This window comes from Citrobacter sp. U14242 (assembly GCF_046555775.1).
In the GTDB taxonomy this organism is placed as follows: domain Bacteria; phylum Pseudomonadota; class Gammaproteobacteria; order Enterobacterales; family Enterobacteriaceae; genus Citrobacter.
Genome location: NZ_JBKGLW010000007.1, coordinates 296,596 through 318,900, shown reverse-complemented (window position 1 = coordinate 318,900; position 22,305 = coordinate 296,596). Strand labels below are relative to the sequence as shown.

The following is a 22,305-nucleotide window of genomic DNA, read 5'->3' as shown; positions in this document are numbered from 1 at the left end:
CCGGCACGTTACCGGGCTAAAGCGACAATGACAAGCCTTACAGCTCGTACAGTTCAAGCGGTAATCCGTCTGGATCGTTAAAAAACGTAAAGCGTTTACCGGTAAAGGGATCGATGCGCACCGGCTCACATTTCACATGGTGGGCTTCAAGATGAGCAATCGACTTTTCCACATCCTCGACGCTGAACGCCAGATGGCGTAAACCGCAGGCTTCCGGTCTACTGGGACGACAGGGGGGAAATGGAAAAGAAAAAAGCTCAATCACGTACTGGCCGTTCAGCGCCAGATCACCTTTCCAGGAGTCACGTTCTTCCCGGTAGGCTTCACTCATTAACGTGAAGCCTAATACATCACAGTAAAATGCCTTACTGGCCCTGTAGTCCGTCGCAATAATGGCAATATGGTGAACCTGTTTTAACCCCAGCATGTTCTTCGCCTCTTTAATTTTACTCTCAGCACGTTACTCGTGCGCAACGGGTTCAGGCAAGTCGTTATGCCATTTTTAGGACTCTCACACGATACACGCCGTCCTCTCCCAACTTAGCTCCATGAATGTCAGTTTCAAATCCAGGGTAGCGCTGCCCCACAGAGCACAGCATCAGCAGGAAATCGAGCACTGACCGGCTTTTTTCTGTGATCATTTCTCCGGGCATCAGCAGCGGGACACCAGGAGGATAAGGCAATATCATATTGGCAGAAACGCGCCCCACCAGTTGATCGAGGGTCACGGTCTCCACTTCACCTTTGATCTGCCGCTGCCAGGCCTGATGTGGCGTCATTTTCATTTCCGGCAACGTGTCGAATGCCCGCAGCATCAACCCGGAGAGATCGTGTTGGCGGATCAATCGATGGATTCCCTGTGCCAGATCCTGAATGCGCATATTGCGATAAAAATCGGGATCCTCAGCATACAGATCCGGCAGCATGTTTTTAACGCGTAAATTCAGATCGTACGAACGTTTAAATTCCGTTAGTCCACGTAGCAGACCCATCGCCCGGGTTTTATCAATACCAATACTGAACAGGAACAACAGATTATACGGACCCGTTTTCTCGACGACGACACCGCGTTCATCAAGGAATTTCGCCACCAGTGCAGCGGGGATCCCCTCTTCGCTCATATTTCCCTGCTCATCCATCCCTGGCGTCAGAATGGTCACTTTCACCGGGTCGAGGTACATATGGTCGGCATCAGCATCAACAAATCCGTGCCAGTCTTCGCCAGGTGCCACTGGCCAGCACTCTGCTTCATCCACTTTTTCGGGCTGCCAGATATCAAAGAACCAGCCGTCAGATTCTTCACGCAGTCGCTGTACTTCTTTGCGAAAGTGTAATGCCCGCTCAACGGAGCGATTGATTAATCGCTTACCTGAGTTTCCACGTAGCATCGCTGCCGCCGTCTCGATCGAAGCGACAATCGGGTAACTCGGTGAGGTGGAGGTGTGCATCATAAAGGCTTCGTTGAACGTCTCTTCGTCATAATCGCCTTTAATATGAATCAGCGAAGCCTGCGACAGCGCAGCCAGCATCTTGTGGGTGGACTGGGTTTCAAAAATCACCTTTCCCGGCACCCGATCGCCGCTCATACCACTTTTTCCCTGATAGATTGGATGAAAATGGGTATACGGCACCCAGGCCGAATCAAAATGAATAGAAGGCACATCCAGCGTTTGTTTGATCCAGTTAGTGTTGTAGAGCAACCCATCGTAAGTGGAGTTAGTAATTACCGCATGCACTGGCCATTGCGCCTGTACCGTCTCTGCGACCTTGCGCTCAATACTCTCCCGGGTAAATTCACTCTTAGGTATACCACCGAGGATACCCAGCGCATTACGCGTCGGCTTGAGCCATACGGGCACGACATCGCTCATCATCAGCAAATGCGCCAGAGACTTATGACAGTTGCGGTCAATCAGTAGCGTACTTCCCGAAGGTGCGGCATACATGCCAACAATTTTATTCGATGTCGAGGTGCCATTAGTGACCATATAGCTTTGCTCGGCACCAAACGTGCGCGCGATGTACTCCTCCGCTTCGAGGTGCGGACCGGTATGGTCTAGCAGCGATCCCAGCTCAGTCACCGAAATGGAGACATCCGCCTTAAGCGTATTGCCGCCAAAGAAATCGTAGAACAGGCAACCGACCGGACTTTTCTGGTATGCCGTTCCCGCCATATGCCCTGGGGTACAAAAAGTGTACTTTCCTTCTTTCACATAGGTAAACAGCGCTTTGGTAAAAGGTGGCGTAATGTTGTCGAGATATTCATTGGTGTACTGGCGAATACGCGTGGCAATATCGTCAGACTGACCCAATGCGTACTCAAAGAACCACAGCGCCATGCGCAGATCGTGTGCGCTGACATCCATCGTCGAATGGGTATTGATAAAGGCGTAAAGTGGGAGGTATTCGTTAAGCTGGTTGATGTCGCTACACAAATCCAGGCTGTATTCATCCCAGTCAAAAATGACGCCACAAATTCGCGGGTTGTGCTCAATAAATTTCAGCAAGTCGTTGCTATTCTGCGGCCAGATAATCTGAAACCCCTGCTGCTGTAGCGCACGTTCAAGCTCCTTGATGGGCTCATCTTTATAAAAGACGCCATGCGGTCCCATGATGGCAATGATATTCATGCGTTCCTCCTGGAAAAACCTTAGTTAATCATAGCCTGGTCAAACCGCAGGTAAAAAAAGGGCCACAAAGCTGTGGCCCTTTTCAGAATAAATGCAGTTTACGCGTAGCCGTAACTCATCAAACGCTGATAACGACGGTTTTTCAAATCATCTTTGCTTAACACGTCCAGATCGGCAAGGTCGGCCAACAGCTGTGCTTTCAGTGATGCAGCCATCACTTCCGGGTTACGGTGTGCTCCACCCAGCGGCTCCGGGATGATAGAGTCGATAAGTTTCAGCTCTTTCAGACGCGGTGCGATAATCCCCATCGCTTCTGCAGCCAGCGGGGCTTTGTCTGCACTTTTCCACAGAATAGAAGCACAACCTTCCGGGGAGATAACGGAATAGGTGCTGTATTGCAGCATATTCACTTTATCACCCACACCGATTGCCAGTGCACCACCGGAACCACCTTCACCGATAACGGTACAGATGACCGGCACGCTCAGACGTGACATCTCACGCAGATTACGCGCAATCGCTTCAGACTGGCCACGTTCTTCCGCGCCCACACCCGGGTAAGCCCCAGGAGTGTCGATGAAAGTAATGATCGGCATATTGAAACGCTCAGCCATTTCCATCAGACGTAGCGCTTTGCGATAGCCTTCCGGCGCTGGCATGCCGAAGTTACGACGAATTTTCTCTTTGGTCTCACGGCCTTTCTGATGACCAATGATCATCACCGGACGGCCATCCAGACGCGCGATGCCGCCGACAATGGCCTTGTCATCTGCATAGGCACGATCGCCCGCCAGCTCATCAAATTCATCAAACGCCAGGCGGACATAATCCAGGGTGTATGGACGCTGTGGATGACGAGCCAGCTGGGCTACCTGCCATGCGCCAAGATCGGCGAAGATTTTACGCGTCAGTTCTACGCTTTTTTCACGCAGACGATGCACTTCTTCATCGATGTTAATATCCAGTTTCTCATCCTGACGGCTAACCGCAGTCAGAGAATCGATTTTTGCTTCCAGCTCTGCAATCGGCTGTTCAAAATCAAGGAAATTCAGACTCATAGTATTCCTGTATTAGTCAAACTCCAGTTCCACCTGCTCCGAACCAATAAGGCCACGGAGATCGTTTAACAAACGATCGCTCGGAGAGACACGCCACGTTGCGCCAAAACGCAATCGTGCTCGTGCATCCGCCCTCTGATAGTAGAGATGTACTGGAATTGTCCCCGAGCGGTGGGGTTCCAGAGACTGACGGAGTCGGTTTAAAAGCTGGTCATCAATTTGCCTGTCCGTCAGCGAGATAGCAAGCCCGCGAGCATATTTTTCCCGGGCTTCGTCAATATCCATGACTTCACGGGCCATCATTTTAAGCCCGCCGCTGAAGTCATCAAAGCTGACCTGTCCGCTGACGATAAGTATGCGGTCTTTTTCCAGCAATTGCTGGTATTTATCCAGGGCATCGGTAAATAACATCACTTCCAGACGCCCGGAACGGTCATCCAGTGTACAGATGCCGATACGATTGCCACGCTTGGTGACCATTACCCGCGCAGCAATGACGAGCCCCGCAGCCGTGGTAACTTTACCACGTTCTGTCGGATGCATGTCTTTCAGCCTGTAGCCTCCGACATAGCGCTCAATTTCTTTTAAATACTGGTTGATAGGGTGTCCCGTCAGATAAAGTCCTAACGTTTCACGCTCACCGTCCAGTACCACCTGTTCCGGCCACGGCTGGCAGCTGGCATAGGATTGCTCAATTTGTTCCGGCTCTTCCGCCAGTACGCCAAACATATCGGCCTGACCGATAGCTTCCGCTTTCGCATGTTGATCGGCGGCTTTAAGCGCATCGTTCAGTGAGTTCATTAGTGCTGCACGATGCGGCCCCAGGCGGTCAAACGCCCCGGACATGATCAGTTTTTCCAGCACCCGGCGATTGAGTTTTTTGATATCCGTACGGGCACAGAGATCAAACAGCTCGCGGAAGTAACCGCCTTTATTACGCGCCTCAATGATAGCTTCAATTGGCCCCTCACCCACGCCTTTTATCGCGCCGATACCGTAGACAATCTCGCCATCATCGTTAACGTGAAAATGGTACAATCCGGAGTTGATATCTGGCGGCAGGATTTTCAGCCCCATACGCCAGCATTCATCCACTAATCCCACCACTTTCTCGGTGTTATCCATATCAGCTGTCATCACCGCCGCCATAAACTCAGCGGGGTAATGCGCTTTCAGCCACAGCGTCTGGTAAGAGACCAACGCATAGGCAGCGGAGTGCGATTTGTTAAATCCGTAACCGGCGAATTTCTCCACCAGGTCAAAGATTTTCATCGCCAGCTCACCGTCTACACCACGCTTCTTCGCCCCTTCCTCAAAGGTGCCGCGCTGCTTGGCCATCTCTTCTGGTTTTTTCTTACCCATCGCGCGACGCAACATGTCCGCGCCACCAAGGGTATAGCCAGACAGCTCCTGGGCAATCTGCATGACCTGTTCCTGATACAGGATAATGCCGTAGGTTGGCTCCAGTACCGGTTTCAGGCACTCATGTTGCCACTGCACATCCGGGTAAGAGATCTCTTCACGCCCGTGCTTACGGTCAATAAAGTTATCTACCATCCCCGACTGTAGCGGACCGGGGCGGAACAGTGCCACCAGGGCTATCATATCTTCGAAGCAGTCAGGCTGCAGTCGCTTGATAAGATCTTTCATACCGCGGGATTCAAGCTGGAAGACGGCTGTCGTCTCCGAGCGTTGCAGCATGTCAAAACTTTTCTTGTCGTCCAGCGGGATAGCGGCGATATCCAGCGGCGGTTCGCCGTTCTTTTTGCGCCGCGCGTTGATCATCTCCAGCGCCCAGTTGATGATAGTGAGCGTGCGCAGACCGAGGAAGTCGAACTTCACCAGGCCGGCGTATTCCACATCGTTTTTATCAAACTGGGTAACCGGGTGCAGCCCCTGCTCATCACAGTACAGCGGTGCAAAATCAGTAATTTTTGTCGGGGCGATAACGACACCACCGGCGTGTTTACCTGCGTTACGCGTGACGCCTTCCAGCTTGCGCGCCATATCAATAAGCGCCCGAACCTCTTCATCTGCCTCATAGATTTCCGGCAGTTGAGGTTCAGCCTCAAAGGCTTTAGCCAGCGTCATACCCGGATCGGGCGGTACCAGTTTCGAGATACGGTCAACAAACCCGTATGGGTGCCCCAGTACTCGACCCACGTCACGGATAACCGCTTTCGCCGCCATGGTACCGAAGGTAATAATCTGCGAAACCGCATCGCGCCCATACATTTCCGCGACGTGTTCAATAACCTGGTCGCGTTTCTCCATACAGAAGTCAACGTCGAAATCAGGCATCGAGACACGTTCCGGGTTCAGGAAGCGTTCGAACAGCAGGTCAAATTCCAGCGGATCAAGGTCGGTAATTTTTAACGCGTAAGCCACCAGCGAGCCCGCACCAGAACCACGTCCAGGGCCTACAGGTACACCGTTATCTTTCGACCACTGGATAAACTCCATTACGATCAGGAAGTAGCCCGGGAACCCCATCTGGTTGATAACTTTAAGTTCAACTTCCAGACGTTCATCATAAGGCGGTCGCTTCTGCGCACGGACTTCAGGATCGGGGAACAAAAACGCCAGACGTTCTTCCAGGCCCTCACGCGATTTCGCGACGAGGAAATCCTCGGTGGTCATGTCGCCTGTCGGGAACTGCGGCAGGAAGTATTCGCCCAGGCGCACCGTCACGTTGCAACGTTTGGCAATCTCGACAGTGTTTTCCAGCGCCTCCGGGATATCGGAGAACAGCTCGCACATCTCCTCTTCGCTGCGCATATACTGCTGCGGCGAGTAGTTACGCGGGCGTTTTGGATCATCAAGCGTAAAACCGTCGTGGATCGCCACGCGGATTTCGTGTGCGTCAAAGTCACCGGTTTCAAGGAAGCGAACATCGTTGGTCGCGACCACCGGCAGGCCCCGTGTTTCGGCCAGTGCTACTGCAGCATGCAGGTAATTTTCTTCATCCTGTCGACCGGTACGGATCAGCTCAAGGAAGTAGCAATTAGGGAAATGCTCTTCATAAAACGCCACGCACTCGTCGACCAGTGCGCTGTTCCCGCGCAACAGGCTGCGTCCGACATCACCCATACGGCCGCCGGAAAGCAAGATTAACCCTTCTTTCAGCTCTATCAGCCAGTCTCTGTCTATCACCGGCCCTTCTGCGCCATAGCCGCGCTGATAGGCTTTTGATATCAACAATGTCAGGTTCTGGTAGCCCGTATTATTAGCAGCCAATACCGTCAGTTGCGTGAGCTCATCACCCAACAGTTCGCTACGAACATGAAAATCTGCGCCAACAATCGGCTTAATACCTGCGCCATGACCCGCTCCGTAAAACTTCACCAGACCACACAGGTTGGTAAAATCGGTGATCGCCAGCGCAGGCATGCCCAACGCGGCCGCCTTTTTCACCAGCGGCCCGGTTTTCGCCAGCCCATCGATCATGGAATAGTCGCTGTGCACCCGCAGGTGGACGAAACGAGGTTCAGACATCTTCAGATTCCTTTAACACAAGAATCAGGACGTGAGTCCCAGTGCGCGTTTGACAGGAGCAAAACTGCGACGATGGTGCTCAATTGCACCATGCTCAGCGAGCGCAGCCAGATGAAAAGCGGTTGGATAACCTTTGTGCTGAGCAAAACCATACTGCGGGAAAACCTTATCCAGCTCGGCCATTTCAGCATCGCGCGTCACTTTCGCCAGGATGGACGCTGCGCTGATTTCCGCAACGCGGCTGTCACCTTTCACCACCGCCATCGACGGCATCGGTAAGGCCGGGCAGCGGTTTCCATCGATCAGGACGTATTCCGGCGCAATATGCAAACCTGCAACCGCACGCTGCATTGCCAGCATTGTGGCATGCAGAATGTTCAATTCGTCGATTTCATGCGGTTCCGCACGCCCCAGGCTCCAGCTTAACGCTTTATCTTTGATTTCATCAAAAAGCGCAAGTCGGCGCTTTTCCGACAATTTTTTGGAGTCGTTAAGACCAACTATCGGACGTGCCGGGTCAAGAATAACAGCGGCAGTCACTACCGCGCCAACCAATGGGCCACGTCCAACTTCATCCACACCCGCCACCAAATGCATATGTGGATAAACAAATTCAATCATTGTGCTAACTCCAGAACTGCATCCGCTGCCTGCTCATCCGCATTGCAACGGATCTGCTGGTGCAATTCGCGGAACGTGTCGTGCATCGCATGGCTGGTTTTACCGTTCGCCAGCAAAGGCAGCAACGCGTGCGCCAGCGCCTGCGGTTCACATTCATCCTGCAACAGCTCTTTGACGAGTTCTCTTCCCGCCAGCAGGTTAGGCAGCGATACGTAATCGGTCTTCACCAGACGTTTTGCCAACCAGAAAGTGAAAGGTTTCATTCGATAGCCGACAACCATTGGGCATTTCGCCAGCATACATTCCAGTGCAGCCGTGCCAGAGGCCAACAGCGCAGCATCACTGGCGACCATTGCTTCACGTCCCATTCCGTTGAGCATATGCACGGAAAGTTCCGGGGCAACCTCAGCCTTGATACGTTCAAATTGCTCGCGCCGTTTGGCATTGACCAACGGCACGACGACTTCGAGATCCGGATAATGCTGACGTAATAGCTGCGCCGTTTTCAGAAAATCGGCGCTGAGCATCTCCACTTCTGCACCACGACTCCCAGGTAAAAGCGCCAGGCAGTGAGCATCATGAGGAATGCCTAGCACATCACGCGCCGCGTTTTTATCTGGATCCAGCGGCATGGCGTCCGCCATAGTGTGACCGATAAAGCGACACGGGACGTTAAATTTGTCATAAAACGCTTTTTCGAAAGGCAGAAAGGCCAGCACCATATTGGTGGATCTGCCTATTTTGAAAACGCGTTTCTGTCGCCACGCCCATACAGAGGGGCTGACATAATGAATGGTTTTAATACCCTGCGATTTCAGGTTACCTTCAAGGGTAATGTTGAAATCAGGCGCATCAATCCCGACGAAAACATCCGGCTTAAGGTCGGTGAATCGGCGAGTGAGATCGGCACGGATATGCAGTAAACGACGCAGGCGCCCGAGCACTTCTACAATGCCCATTACTGCCAGTTCTTCCATTTCGTACCAGGCTTCACAGCCTTCCGCCTGCATCAATGGACCCGCAACGCCAACAAAACGCGCATTGGGAACACGAGCCTTGAGCGCACGAATTAAACCGGCACCAAGAATATCGCCGGAGGTTTCTCCGGCGACAAGGGCAATCGTTAAAGGACGCTGCTCAGTCATTAACGAATCAGACCACGCGTTGAGCGTTCAAAGAAATCACTAAAAGCCTGAACATCGGGGTACTGCTTCGCCAGTTCGGCGATTTCCGGTTTCACTTCCTCAAGCGTTTTACCGCTGCGGTACAGCGCTTTATAGGCGTTGCGGATTGCAGTAATGGCTTCACGGGTGAATCCGCGGCGTTTCAGACCTTCGATGTTAACGCCAAATGGCGTCGCGTGGTTGCCCTGGGCGATAACGTATGGCGGGACGTCCTGGGCTACGCCAGAGCAGCCACCAACCATCACGTGTGCACCAATAATGCAGAACTGATGCACCGCGGTCATGCCGCCGATGATAACAAAATCATCAAGTGAAACATGTCCGGCAAGTGTCGCGTTATTCGCCAGAATGCAGCGGTTACCTACCGTACAATCATGCGCAACGTGTGCGTTAATCATCAGTAAGTTATCGCTACCCACCTTCGTCAACCCACCGCCCTGCACTGTGCCACGATGAATGGTGACGCTTTCGCGAATGCGGTTGCGATCGCCAATTTCCACGCGGGTCGGTTCACCAGCATATTTCAGGTCCTGGTTCACTTCACCAATGGAGGCAAACTGATAAATCTCGTTATCGCGACCAATTTTTGTATGGCCATTCACGACAACGTGAGACTTCAGTACGGTACCCTCACCAATTTCAACATGGGGTCCAACAATACAAAATGGGCCAATGTGAGCATTAGCGCCAATGCTGGCGCCGTCTTCGACAATGGCTGTTGGGTGAATAAAGGCGGATTTATCAATCACGTATCAGGCCTCCCGGCTACGGGCACACATCATCGTTGCTTCGCACACAACTTTACCGTCGACCAGCGCAACCCCTTTGAAACGGGTCAGGCCGCGGCGCGTTTTCTCGAAAGTCACTTCCATGATCATCTGATCGCCAGGCACGACAGGACGCTTAAAGCGTGCTTCATCAATACCTGCGAAATAATACAGTTCGCCAGGTTCCAGTTTTCCTACGCTTTTAAACGCCAGAATACCCGTGGCCTGCGCCATCGCTTCCAGAATCAACACGCCAGGAAAAATCGGTTTACCCGGGAAGTGGCCCTGAAAGAAAGGTTCGTTAACGGATACATTTTTCACTGCGCGCAGAAAACGGCCTTCTTCAAAATCCAGCACGCGATCTACCAGTAAAAACGGAAAACGGTGCGGCAGAAGTTCTAAAATCTCTTCAATATGCAGAGTATGAGTGTTAGTAGTCAAAATACTCTTCCTGTCTAAATATACTAAAAGGCAATAATAACACGGCCTGCCGCAATCCCAGGAATGTGACAGGCCGTAAAGTCAGACATGCGTAAAACGATGTTTTAGTCTTGTTGATTAACCTTGCGCTCAATCGCTTTGAGGCGCTTGCTCATATCATCAATGTTCATCACCAGTGCAGCTGTTTTACGCCATACCTTGTTGGGTTGTAGCGGAATGCCTGAGGAGTAGACGCCAGGTTCTGTGATAGGACGCATCACCATACCCATGCCAGTTACCGTGACTTTGTCACATATTTCCATATGCCCATTAATCACGCTGGCGCCGCCAATCATACAGTAACGGCCAATCTTCAGGCTACCCGCCATAATGACGCCACCGGCTACAGCCGTATTGTCGCCAATCACGACGTTATGCGCAATCTGGCACTGGTTATCAATGATAACACCGTTACCGATCACGGTATCGTCCAGCGCACCACGGTCAATCGTGGTACATGCGCCAATCTCAACACGATCGCCAATAATCACGCGACCCAGTTGTGGGATCTTCACCCAGTTACCGCGATCGTTCGCGTAACCAAATCCGTCGGATCCGACAACAGTGCTGGACTGGATCAGGCAATTTTCACCGATCTGAATGTCGTGGTAAATCGTCACATTCGCCCACAAGCGTGAACCTGCGCCGATTTTTGTGTTTTTTCCAACGAAGCAACCCGCGCCGATAACTACGTTATCGCCCAGTTCTACGCCAGACTCAATGACCGCATTCGCGCCCACAGAAACATTGTTACCCAACTTCGCCGTTGCATCGATCGCTGCACTGGGTGCAATATTTTGCGCAGGCTGAGGCGTGGTATCTAAAATTTGCGCCATTCGTGCATAGGTCAGGTAGGGATTCTTCACTACCAGCGCAGCACTCTTAGCAAACGGAAGATCGTCCTGCGTCATCACAACGGCAGAAGCCTGGCATGCACTCAGGTGCTCACGGTACTTTGGATTCACCATGAACGTGATATTGCCAGTTTGCGCAGATTGCATGGACGCTACGCCGGTGATGACGATATCGCCATCACCGTGTAATTCTGCATCCAACTGCTCTGCTAAATCAGCCAGTCGAATTGAAGGCATTACTTATTTAACCTGTTTCAGTACGTCAGCGGTGATGTCTTTTACATCGCTGCTGTTGTATGCAACGGTGTTCGCGTCAACAACCAGATCGATACTCTGGCTGCTCGCAACAGATTTCACAGCTGTCTGGATACGATTAACCAGCTTGCCGCGTTCCTCGTTAGAACGACGTTGACGATCCTGCTCGAAAGCCTGCGCTTTCTGAGAGAAAGTCTGGCGCTGAGCCATTACGTCTTTTTCCAGCTTGGTACGGTCGCTGCCTGCTTTCATTGATTGCAGACGCTGCATTTTAGATTGCAGGTCGGATTCCATACGCTGCAGTTCGCTGGCACGGCCTTTGAACTCATTTTCCAGAGTAGTAGAAACACCAGTCTTCTGCGCAACCTGTTGGAACAGGCTACCCATGTTGACGATTGCAATTTTGTCAGCAGCCTGTGCGGACGTTGCCATCGCTAAACCGAGACCTGCAGCTAATAACCACTTTTTCACAATTAACTCCTTACCATCCCATTTGCACACGAAGGTGCAGTTCTTTGCGTGGCCAGGCGATCCCATGCAAGATCGCCTAAAGTCATCGCTACACTACCACTACATTCCTTTGCGAAGAACAATTACCAGGTTTTACCAATGTTAAACTGGAACTGTTCCGCTTTGTCTCCATCGTACTTCTTGAACGGTTGGGCGTAGGAGAAAACCAACGGCCCCAATGGGGACATCCATTGTAACGCGATACCCGCAGACATACGGATATTATTCGGATCGCTGTAATCAGGTACGCCAAGTGCACGAGTGTCGGCAGTGTTCTGCCAGTTCGTATCCCACACGGTACCCATATCCCAGAAGAAGGAGGTACGAACCGAGTTAGCATACTTGTCGCTGATAAACGGCGTAGGCGTGATGAATTCCAGGCTCGCGACAGCCATGGCGTTACCGCCGACCGCATCGTCTGATTTACACAACGCAGCACCCGTACACTCTTCGTAGTTGTTATTATTGTATCTATCGCCAGAATAAGCCCCGTTCTTATAGACGGCTTTCGGACCGATAGTATTGGACTGGAAGCCACGCACGGTGCTGGAACCACCCGCGTAGAAGTTCTCATAGAACGGCATCTCTTTACTGCCAATGCCATCACCATAGCCCAGCTTGGTACGTCCCAGAACCACCCACTTGTGGTCGTCATCGATCGGCACATAGGTCGCCGTATCCAACGTCGCTTTGTAGTATTCGTTATCGGAACCCGGAACAGTCACTTTACCGTTCAGGTTGACACGCGTACCTTCCGTTGGGAAATACCCACGGTCCAGCTTGTTATAGGTCCAACCGTAGTTAAAGGTGAAATCATCCGCGGTAAAGCTGTTGGCGTCATATTGTCCCATTGAATCAAGATAACGCTCCATCGCAATCTGCGGCTGCATATTGGACAGTTTGTTATGCACATAACCCAGGCCCGCACGCAACGTATTGTATTCGTTGACCGGGAAGCCCAGGGTTACATCCGTACCATAGCTTTTGTTGGTATAGTCGGACAGGTCTGCATCATCTGCTTCAAAGTCGTTATAGAAGACACGACCACCGAGGCTCACACCATCGACGGTGAAGTACGGGTTGGTGACAGACAGCTCAGTATAGGTCTGATAGTCGTTTTTGGTGCCACTAATCCCGACTGAATAACCGGTACCTAACCAGTTATCTTGCTGAACGCCCGCCTGGAAGCTCACGCCACTTTCAGTGCCGTAACCCACACCGAAGTTAAAGCTACCGGTGTTGCGTTCTTTCACCTTATAGACCACATCAACCTGATCAGGACTGCCCGGAACACGTTGAGTATCGGTATCAACAGTTTCAAAGTAACCCAGACGGTTCAGACGCTCTTTACCCTGGTCAACCAGATCGCTGCCCAACCAGGCACCTTCCATCTGGCGCATTTCGCGACGCAGTACGGAATCTTTCGAGGTGTCGTTACCTTCAAAACGGATCTTACGCACATAGAAACGGTTACCCGCATCCACGTTTACACGCAATTTAACGGTTTTGTCTGCATCGTTGATTTCAGGCTGCGACTGTACGCGCGGGTAGGCATAACCATAGCGTCCCAGAAGCTTCTTGATATCATCTTCCATTTTGGTCACTTTGGTGCCGTTATAGAGTTCACCCGGTTCGATTTTCGTCAGGGTCTCAATTTCGGCAGAGTGTCCAGCCAGGTTACCACTCACCTGGACCCCAGAAAGCTTGTACTGCTCGCCTTCTGTGATGTTAACGGTGATGTAGATACCTTTTTTATCCGGCGTCAGGCTAACCTGCGTGGAATCGATATTGAAGCGAGCATAACCGCGATCCAGATAGTAACTGCGCAGGGTTTCAAGGTCGCCCGCCAGTTTCTGTTTCTGGTATTTACGATCGCCCACCACGTTCCACCACGGTACTTCATCGCGCAGTTGGAAGTGAGAGATAAGCTCGTCGGTTGTGAAGGCATGGTTGCCGACGATATTGATCTGTTGGATCTTCGCCGAAACGCCTTCCTGGAAGACCAGTTTGAGGTCAACGCGGTTACGCGGCAACGGCGTTACCACCGCTTTCACACTGGCGCTGTATTTACCGACGCTATAGTAGAAATCTTCCAGGCCTTTTTCGATATCGGCAAGCGTGGTGCGATCCAGAGACTCGCCAACACGTACGCCAGACGCCTCGAGGTTTTGCTTCAGCATGTCATCTTTCACCGATTTGTTACCGGAGAAAGTGATGCTGGCAATCGTCGGACGTTCTTTTACCTGAACCAGAAGGGTATCACCATCGCGCAGGACGCGGACATCCTCAAAGTTACCGGTGGCGAACAGAGCACGAATGGTGTTACTGATGTCTTCATCATTAACCGTGTCGCCTGTGCGCACCGGCATACTAAGGAGGGCCGCACCAACGGCGACTCGCTGTAGGCCTTCGAAATGAATGTCCTTCACGACGAACCCTTCAGCACCGTATACGGTGGCGCTGCTAAACAGCAGCGACGCTATGAGCAACTTTTTCATCGCCATCGTTATTATGCGTTCTTCCTAACACTCTCTTACAACCGAGAGAAATCATTGAAAAGTGCAAGCCCCATTAACAACACCAGCAAGATCGAGCCAATGCGATAACTAAAGTCTTGAACCCGCTCGGATACCGGACCGCCCTTCAGCTTTTCAATCGCCAGGAACAGCAGATGCCCCCCGTCAAGAACGGGCAGCGGAAACAGGTTGATTATCCCTAAGTTCACGCTAATAAGCGCAAGGAACATCAGGTAATAAATAACCCCGAACTCCGCTGACATCCCAGCCCCCTGGGCGATAGAAATCGGCCCACTGAGGTTGTTCAGTTTTACATCACCGGTAATCAATTTTCCCAGCATACTGACCGTTAGCTTCATCAACTGCCACGTTTTATCCGAGGCTTCGATGATGGCGCTGAATGGCCCATACTGGCGTACTGTCTTATACTCATCAGGCAGAGGGATAATTTTAGGCACTACGCCCGCAAAACCTTCGGCCTTTCCGTTACCCGGTTTTGAATCCGGGGTTAACGTCAAAGACAAGGAGTTCCCTTGTCTTTCAATTTCTAGCGCTAGCGGCTTATCAGGATTATCGCGCACCAACGTCACGAACGTCATCCATTGCGTCAGCGGCTGACCATTGACTTTAACGATCCTGTCGCCAGCTTGCAAACCCGCCTTACTTGCCGCGGAGTTAACCTGCACTTCTGACAGCACCGGTTCAATCTGTGGACCACGTGGACGAATGCCCAAACTCGAGACGGGATCCTCTTTGTCTGGCTCAAATGCCCAATGGCGTAAATCCAGCGTTTTGTCCTGTCGCTGGTTACTACCAAACTGCGCCACGCTGATGGTCGTATGCTCATCACCAATTTTGGATACCAGCTGCAACCGGACGGTATCCCAATCAGGGGTTTCGATACCATCAACTGCTTTTAGTTCCGTACCAGGCTGAATTTGCGCCTGGGCAGCAATCGAGTTGGGTGTTATTTCACCAACAACCGGACGAACGCCAGGGACACCGATGATAAAGACCAGCCAGTAGGCAAAAATAGCGAAGAGGAAATTTGCAATCGGGCCTGCAGCAATAATGGCCGCGCGCTGGCCAACTGTTTTATTGTTGAAAGCGTAGTGGCGCAGCTCCGGTACAACTGGTTCAGCGCGCTCATCCAGCATTTTGACGTAACCGCCGAGGGGGATTAAGGCGATAACGTATTCCGTACCCTGTTTATCGGTACGGCGCCAAAGCGCTTTTCCAAAGCCAATGGAAAAGCGCTCGACGCGGACTCCGCAGCGCCGTGCAACCCAGAAATGACCAAATTCATGCACGGTGATAAGTACACCAAGTGCAACGATGAATGCAGCCAGATTCCAGAGAATACTCAGCATAAGACCATCCGTTAGAGCGTCCTGAATACCAGTAACAACAGGCAAGCAAAGACCGGCACCGCAGCCGTCAGGCTGTCAATACGATCCAGAATACCACCATGTCCTGGTATTAAGTGACCACTGTCCTTAATACCTGCTTCACGCTTAAACATACTCTCGGTCAGGTCACCCAGCACAGAGGCCAGGGCTGCAACGATGGAGCAAATGAGCAAGGTGACAGGCGCAACTTCAAGATTCGCCCACATACCATAACCCCACGAGATTACAGCTGCAGTGGCAAGTCCGCCAATAAAACCCTGCCAGGTTTTACCAGGAGAAACCTTCGGCGCCAGTTTATGTTTGCCAAACAACTTACCAAACATATATGCACCGGAATCCGCTCCCCAGACGAGGATCATGACATACAGCAGCCATAGTGCGCCACTATAATGATTCTCATCATAGTGCCAGGCACGTAGCGCCAGCATTCCCCAAAAGAAAGGAACAATGGTTAACACGCCGAAAATTATGCGTAATGTTTTGGAATTACGCCAGACCGAGGCTGAACCGGGGTAAAACAGCACCAGTAATAACGCCACGGCCCACCAGCCCAACGACGCCCAAAGCGACACTTCAACCAGCGGTTGGTGAATATTATGATGATACTCAGGCAGCAAAAACAGCATCAGTGCCAGCAATAGCCCACACAAAACCGCCAACCAGACTCGCTGTGTACGAGTGGCAAAACCGCTTAACTGTCCCCATTCCCAGGCGGCCAGCATACAGACGACCAGCGTAACAATGGCGAACCCCACCGGCGGCAACAAAAACAACGCCGCGATGACAACGGGTATTAAAACAAAAGCAGAAATCAGGCGATACTTCAGCAAAAGCGACCCCCATCAGGCTTTTTCATCACCGGGCTCGGTGCCGCCGAAACGACGCTCACGATTAGCAAAGGCATGTAGCGCACCTTCAAAGTCTTGTTCATCGAAATCGGGCCAGAGAACATCCGTAAAGTAAAGTTCGGCGTAGGCAATTTGCCACAACAAAAAATTACTAATTCGATGCTCTCCCCCAGTCCTTATCACTAAATCCACAGGAGCCAGCTCATGCATACAAACTTGCTGACCAAGCATCTCTTCATCAATTTGCTCCGGACGCAACAGACCTTCCTGCACCTGTTGAGCCAGTTGCCTGACGCCCTGGACAATATCCCACCGTCCACCGTAATTCGCGGCAATATTCAGCGTTAGCCCGGTATTCTGGGTGGTAAGCGCTTCCGACTTGCGAATCCGTTCTTGCAAACGAGTGTTAAATCGACTGATATCCCCAATAATACGCAGGCGCACGTTATGGCGGTGCAGGTTTTTCACTTCGCTATCAAGTGCCCACACAAACAACTCCATTAACGCGCTGACTTCCTGCGCTGGTCGGTTCCAGTTCTCACTGCTAAAGGCATACAGCGTTAACGCATCAATACCGTTATTGGCAGCAAAAGAGACAGCCCTGCGGACGGATTTTGCTCCGGCCTTGTGCCCAAAGGCGCGGATCTTCCCTTGCTTTTTCGCCCAGCGGCCATTGCCATCCATGATAATTGCGACATGGCGACAACCATGTGCTGGCAAATTTTCGCTTAATGGTTTAGTTGCAGACAACATAACGCGTTTTTAGTCCCTGAAAGGATTTACGGTACTCAGGAATACTGAAGCCTATCCACAAAAAAGCCGTGTCAAACCACGGCTTACCCGATCGAAAAAAAGCAAATACCTGCGATCAGGTGGCGCAGACTATATCACTGAAGCCCAACGCTAACAAATAGCACGATCCCCCACAGAGGGATTATCATCAGCTTGAGAGTCGTGTCACTTGTTTTGTCGCGACATCTCTGGCAATGGCATCGACCCTCAGCACATCATCAACGCTCTGCGGTTCCTGCAAATCTATCTTATCCAGTACGGATAAATTGAGATCGGCGATATCGGTAAATCGAATTTGTTGCGCCAAAAATGCGGCAACGGTAATTTCATTCGCGGCGTTCAGCGCCGTTGTCGCCGCTTGCCCTTGCTCAAACGCGTCCATCGCAAGTTTCAGGCACGGATAACGCTGATAATCAGGTGCGGAAAACGTCAACGCACTGAGTTTGCAAAAATCGACAGGCTTAACGCCAGAGCTCACACGTTCCGGCCATGCCATCGTATGGGCGATAGGTGTGCGCATATCAGGCTCACCCAACTGGGCCAGGACGCTACCATCCTGATAACGGACCATCGAATGAATAACCGACTGTGGATGGATCAGCACTTCCATCTGACTTGCACTGGCATTAAATAACCAACGCGCTTCAATGTATTCCAGACCTTTATTCATCATGGTGGCGGAGTCGACAGAGATTTTTCGTCCCATCGACCAATTCGGATGACGGCATGCCTGATCGGGCGTCATTAAAGCCAGATCGTGCAATGGCGTTTCACGGAAAGGGCCACCAGACCCGGTGAGCAGAACAGACACAACGCCGTTTTGCTCAAGGTCAGCGTATCCCAGATTGTGTTGGACAGGTTGCGGTAAACTCTGAAAAATCGCGTTATGTTCGCTATCTACCGGCAAAAGCCGCGCTTTATGCCGTTTCACGTCGTCCATAAACAGACGCCCGCAGGTTACCAGAGACTCTTTATTCGCCAGCAAAATGTTTTTGCCCGCGCGGATTGCCGCAAGTGTTGGCAACAAACCTGCCGCGCCGACTATCGCCGCCATGACCTGATCGACATCATCCAACGCAGCCATATCACAGGCAGCCTGCTGCCCGCACATCACCTCGGTACGACTTCCATGATCCCGCAATGCGGATTTCACCAGCGCTGCACTTTTTTCGTCATCCATCACCGCGTAGCGGGGGGAAAACTCCAGACATTGCTCCACCATACGGGCGACATTTTTACCCGCTACCAACGCAGCAACACGAAATTTATCCGGGTTATGGCGTACTACATCGAGCGTACTGCAACCAATAGAGCCGGTTGAGCCCAGGATGGTTAATTGCTTCATGAGACATCCAGAAGAATTGAGACAGGATAAAAAAGCAAAACGCCGCCATCCAGCCTTCTCAGGCCTTCTAAGCGGCGTTTTTAGCGTACAGGCGAATCAGAACTGCATCAGTTCCGCTTCTTTCTCTGCCAGCGCCGCATCCACTTTCTTGATTGCAGCATCGGTCAGTTTCTGTACGTCGTCCTGAGAACGGCGATCGTCATCTTCGCTGATCTCTTTATCTTTCAACAGCGCTTTCACTTTGTCGTTGGCATCACGGCGTACGTTACGCACAGCAACACGCGCGCCTTCAGCTTCACCACGTACGATCTTGGTCAGATCTTTACGACGCTCTTCGGTCAGCGGCGGCAGCGGAACGCGGATGTCAGAGCCCGCTGAGCTTGGGTTCAGACCGAGGTCGGAAGCCATAATCGCTTTCTCAACAGCCGGCCCCATAGAGCGGTCAAACACGTTGATTTTCAGGGTACGGGAATCTTCAACCGTTACGCTTGCCAGCTGGCGTAGCGGAGTCGGCGTGCCGTAATATTCCACGATAATGCCATCCAGCAGGCTGGGAGAAGCACGACCCGTGCGAATTTTGCTGATTTGATTTTTGAATGCTTCGACGCATTTGTCCATGCGTACTTCAGCATCTTTTCTGATATCGTTGATCACGTTACGAATCCTTGAAAGCTGGTTTCAGTCAGACCATACCCACTACACAAGGTGTGACAAGTATAGTCTTGATTAATTTTGAGGGAAGTATCCCGCGACATTAAAGCGGAATATTACCTGCATTTAGCCGCAACGGGAATTATTCCGTGATTAACGTGCCTTCTTTTTCACCCATGACAACACGGCGCAACGCACCCGGTTTGTTCATGTTAAAGACACGAATCGGTAATTTGTGGTCACGAGCCAGCGTGAACGCAGCCAGATCCATCACTTTCAGTTCTTTATCCAGTACTTCAGCATAGGTCAGCTGCTCGTACATGGTTGCCGTTGGATCTTTAGCTGGATCAGCGGTAAACACACCATCAACTTTAGTGGCTTTCAGAACCACATCGGCTTCAATTTCAATACCGCGCAGGCAAGCTGCGGAGTCGGTAGTGAAGAACGGGTTGCCAGTACCGGCGGACAAAATAACCACGCGGTTGTTACGCAGCAGACTGATCGCTTCTGCCCAGCTGTAGTTATCACACACACCGTTCAGAGGAATTGCGGACATCAGGCGAGCGTTCACATAGGCGCGGTGTAGTGCGTCACGCATCGCCAGACCGTTCATTACGGTGGCTAACATGCCCATGTGGTCGCCCACGACGCGGTTCATCCCTGCTTTCGCCAGACCAGCACCACGGAACAGGTTACCACCACCGATCACTACGCCAACCTGGATTCCCAGCTCGACCAGCTCTTTGATTTCCTGAGCCATACGGTCAAGTATGCTTGCATCAATACCGAAGCCTTCTGAACCTTGCAGAGCTTCGCCACTTAACTTAAGCAGAATACGTTTGTAGACGGGTTTTGCATTGGTAGCCATGTTTCTTTCCTGAGACTGTCAACGAATGAGATGAGTTAATTCCAGCGACATTGTATGTCGCTTTTCAGCCTTGCCACTAGAGCGCTTAGCTGAATTTACAAGTCGGACGCAAAAAGAAGCCGCCCTCAGGCGGCTCCTTTTAAAATTAAGACTGCTTGGACATCGCAGCAACTTCTGCTGCAAAGTCAGTCTCAACTTTCTCGATGCCTTCACCCACTTCGAAGCGGATGAAACCAGTTACGTCAGCGTTGTGCTCTTTCAGCAGCTGAGCAACAGATTTGCTCGGTTCCATAACGAAAGGCTGACCAGTCAGAGAAACTTCACCGGTGAATTTCTTCATGCGGCCTTCAACCATTTTCTCTGCGATTTCTTTCGGCTTACCAGACTGCATCGCGATGTCCAGCTGAACCTGGTATTCTTTTTCTACTACTTCAGCAGAAACGTCTTCCGGCTTAACGAATTCTGGTTTGCTTGCAGCGATGTGCATTGCCAGCTGTTTAACCAGTTCTTCATCAGCGCCAGTTGCAGCAACCAGAACACCGATACGAGCACCGTGCTGGTAGCTACCCAGAACTTCGCCTTCAAGGGAAGCAACGCGACGAATGTTGATGTTCTCACCGATTTTAGCAACCAGAGCAACACGTTCTTCTTCGAACTGTGCTTTCAGCACTTCAACATCAGTGATTTTGCCAGCAACGGCAGCGTCCAGTACTTTGTCAGCAAATGCCTGGAAACCAGCATCTTTAGCCACGAAGTCAGTCTGGCAGTTAACTTCCAGAATGAAAGCGATATTGCCGTCGATTTTGGTTTTGATTACGCCGTCAGCAGCCACGTTGCCTGCTTTTTTCGCTGCTTTGATAGCACCGGACTTACGCATGTTTTCGATTGCCAGCTCGATGTCGCCATTAGCTTCAGTCAGTGCTTTTTTGCAATCCATCATGCCTGCGCCAGTACGCTCACGCAGCTCTTTTACCAGGGATGCGGTAATTTCAGCCATTCTAAAATCCTCGGAAGATTTGATCTGCCCGGCATGAAACCGCACAGATTTAAAAGTGAAAAAGGGGCCTGAGGGGCCCCTAACCAAACGTGATACTACCTGGTTTATAAGGGGGCTCTAACGAGCGTGCCTTATTATTCAGCTTCTACGAAGCTTTCTTCCGCCTGGGAAGCCAGATCCTGAGAACGGCCTTCACGAACGGTAGCAGCTACAGCGCCCAGGTACAGGGTCACAGCACGGATTGCGTCGTCGTTACCCGGGATAACGAAGTCAACACCGTCCGGATCAGAGTTGGTATCAACGATAGCAAATACCGGGATACCCAGGTTGTTTGCTTCTTTGATAGCAATGTGCTCGTGGTCAGCATCGATTACGAACAGAGCGTCCGGCAGGCCGCCCATGTCTTTGATACCGCCCAGGCTGTTTTCCAGTTTCTCAAGCTCACGAGTGCGCATCAGCGCTTCTTTCTTGGTCAGCTTTTCGAAAGTACCGTCCTGAGACTGAGTTTCCAGATCTTTCAGACGTTTGATGGACTGACGAACGGTTTTCCAGTTAGTCAGCATACCGCCCAACCAGCGATGGTTCACGAAGAACTGATCGCAGCTGTTAGCAGCGTCTTTCACCGCTTCGCTTGCAGCGCGTTTAGTACCAACGAAAAGGATTTTACCTTTACGAGCAGAGATCTTGTTCAGTTCAGCCAGAGCTTCGTTGAACATCGGTACAGTTTTCTCAAGGTTGATGATGTGAACTTTGTTACGCGCACCGAAGATGAACGGCTTCATTTTCGGGTTCCAGTAACGGGTCTGGTGACCGAAGTGAACACCAGCCTTGAGCATGTCGCGCATGGAAACAGTTGCCATGATTAAAACCTCTATATATAAAAGTTGGGGTTAAGCCTCCACGCATCCCATATTACCGACCCCAAAGGGCACCCCGGAATATGTGTCGATACGTGTGTGTTGTTACACAAAGTGAGATTTGTCGCTCCCGTCCATCGTGTGTAGTCTTCGAATGGATCGGAAGTC

General features: G+C 51.4%; 19 protein-coding genes. All 19 read right to left on the bottom strand.

What is annotated here, in order from left to right:
- Positions 1-37: 37 nt before the first annotated feature.
- Positions 38-427 (bottom strand): VOC family protein, encoded by a 390-nt coding sequence (locus tag ACLJXE_RS14095; RefSeq protein WP_048212638.1) that lies wholly within the window; start codon positions 425-427, stop codon positions 38-40.
- 64 nt (positions 428-491) lie between these two features.
- Entirely contained in the window at positions 492-2,630 is a 2,139-nt protein-coding gene (gene ldcC / locus ACLJXE_RS14090) for a lysine decarboxylase LdcC (protein WP_286630812.1), read from the bottom strand.
- A gap of 98 nt (positions 2,631-2,728) precedes the next feature.
- Complete coding sequence (gene accA, locus ACLJXE_RS14085) at positions 2,729-3,688, bottom strand: acetyl-CoA carboxylase carboxyl transferase subunit alpha (RefSeq protein ID WP_003018513.1); 960 nt, start codon at positions 3,686-3,688, stop codon at positions 2,729-2,731.
- A gap of 12 nt (positions 3,689-3,700) precedes the next feature.
- A complete protein-coding gene (dnaE, locus tag ACLJXE_RS14080) occupies positions 3,701-7,183 on the bottom strand; it encodes a DNA polymerase III subunit alpha (protein WP_410751204.1) in 3,483 nt (1,160 codons plus the stop codon).
- Between the two features lie 24 nt (positions 7,184-7,207).
- The gene (gene rnhB / locus ACLJXE_RS14075; RefSeq protein WP_410751203.1) at positions 7,208-7,804 is read right to left on the bottom strand and encodes a ribonuclease HII; all 597 of its coding nucleotides are present in this window, start codon (positions 7,802-7,804) and stop codon (positions 7,208-7,210) included.
- On the bottom strand, positions 7,801-8,949 hold the full coding sequence (gene lpxB, locus ACLJXE_RS14070) for a lipid-A-disaccharide synthase (RefSeq protein WP_061067280.1): 1,149 nt from the start codon (positions 8,947-8,949) through the stop codon (positions 7,801-7,803). Before lpxB ends, rnhB begins: the two co-directional genes overlap by 4 nt.
- Positions 8,949-9,737, bottom strand: coding sequence for an acyl-ACP--UDP-N-acetylglucosamine O-acyltransferase (lpxA, locus tag ACLJXE_RS14065; RefSeq protein ID WP_005132096.1), 789 nt, complete (start codon positions 9,735-9,737; stop codon positions 8,949-8,951). The genes lpxB and lpxA overlap by 1 nt, the downstream gene beginning before the upstream one ends.
- Before the next feature lie 3 nt (positions 9,738-9,740).
- Complete coding sequence (gene fabZ / locus ACLJXE_RS14060) at positions 9,741-10,196, bottom strand: 3-hydroxyacyl-ACP dehydratase FabZ (protein ID WP_003018528.1); 456 nt, start codon at positions 10,194-10,196, stop codon at positions 9,741-9,743.
- Positions 10,197-10,300: 104 nt separating this feature from the next.
- The gene (gene lpxD, locus ACLJXE_RS14055; protein ID WP_286630807.1) at positions 10,301-11,326 is read right to left on the bottom strand and encodes a UDP-3-O-(3-hydroxymyristoyl)glucosamine N-acyltransferase; all 1,026 of its coding nucleotides are present in this window, start codon (positions 11,324-11,326) and stop codon (positions 10,301-10,303) included.
- Between the two features lie 3 nt (positions 11,327-11,329).
- Positions 11,330-11,815, bottom strand: a complete 486-nt coding sequence (skp, locus tag ACLJXE_RS14050) for a molecular chaperone Skp (RefSeq protein ID WP_005132103.1) — start codon at positions 11,813-11,815, stop codon at positions 11,330-11,332.
- 122 nt (positions 11,816-11,937) lie between these two features.
- A complete protein-coding gene (gene bamA, locus ACLJXE_RS14045; protein WP_286630806.1) occupies positions 11,938-14,358 on the bottom strand; it encodes an outer membrane protein assembly factor BamA in 2,421 nt (806 codons plus the stop codon).
- Positions 14,359-14,387: 29 nt separating this feature from the next.
- Complete coding sequence (rseP, locus tag ACLJXE_RS14040; RefSeq protein ID WP_410751202.1) at positions 14,388-15,740, bottom strand: sigma E protease regulator RseP; 1,353 nt, start codon at positions 15,738-15,740, stop codon at positions 14,388-14,390.
- Between the two features lie 11 nt (positions 15,741-15,751).
- Entirely contained in the window at positions 15,752-16,609 is an 858-nt protein-coding gene (gene cdsA, locus ACLJXE_RS14035) for a phosphatidate cytidylyltransferase (protein ID WP_040230031.1), read from the bottom strand.
- 12 nt (positions 16,610-16,621) lie between these two features.
- Positions 16,622-17,380 (bottom strand): (2E,6E)-farnesyl-diphosphate-specific ditrans,polycis-undecaprenyl-diphosphate synthase, encoded by a 759-nt coding sequence (gene ispU, locus ACLJXE_RS14030; protein ID WP_410751201.1) that lies wholly within the window; start codon positions 17,378-17,380, stop codon positions 16,622-16,624.
- Between the two features lie 187 nt (positions 17,381-17,567).
- A complete protein-coding gene (gene ispC / locus ACLJXE_RS14025) occupies positions 17,568-18,764 on the bottom strand; it encodes a 1-deoxy-D-xylulose-5-phosphate reductoisomerase (RefSeq protein ID WP_410751200.1) in 1,197 nt (398 codons plus the stop codon).
- A 96-nt stretch (positions 18,765-18,860) separates the two neighbouring features.
- Entirely contained in the window at positions 18,861-19,418 is a 558-nt protein-coding gene (frr, locus tag ACLJXE_RS14020; protein WP_005132113.1) for a ribosome recycling factor, read from the bottom strand.
- 139 nt (positions 19,419-19,557) lie between these two features.
- Complete coding sequence (gene pyrH, locus ACLJXE_RS14015) at positions 19,558-20,283, bottom strand: UMP kinase (RefSeq protein ID WP_005132114.1); 726 nt, start codon at positions 20,281-20,283, stop codon at positions 19,558-19,560.
- 145 nt (positions 20,284-20,428) lie between these two features.
- Positions 20,429-21,280, bottom strand: coding sequence for a translation elongation factor Ts (gene tsf, locus ACLJXE_RS14010; protein WP_005132116.1), 852 nt, complete (start codon positions 21,278-21,280; stop codon positions 20,429-20,431).
- A gap of 134 nt (positions 21,281-21,414) precedes the next feature.
- Complete coding sequence (gene rpsB / locus ACLJXE_RS14005) at positions 21,415-22,140, bottom strand: 30S ribosomal protein S2 (protein ID WP_286630803.1); 726 nt, start codon at positions 22,138-22,140, stop codon at positions 21,415-21,417.
- Positions 22,141-22,305: the final 165 nt, after the last annotated feature.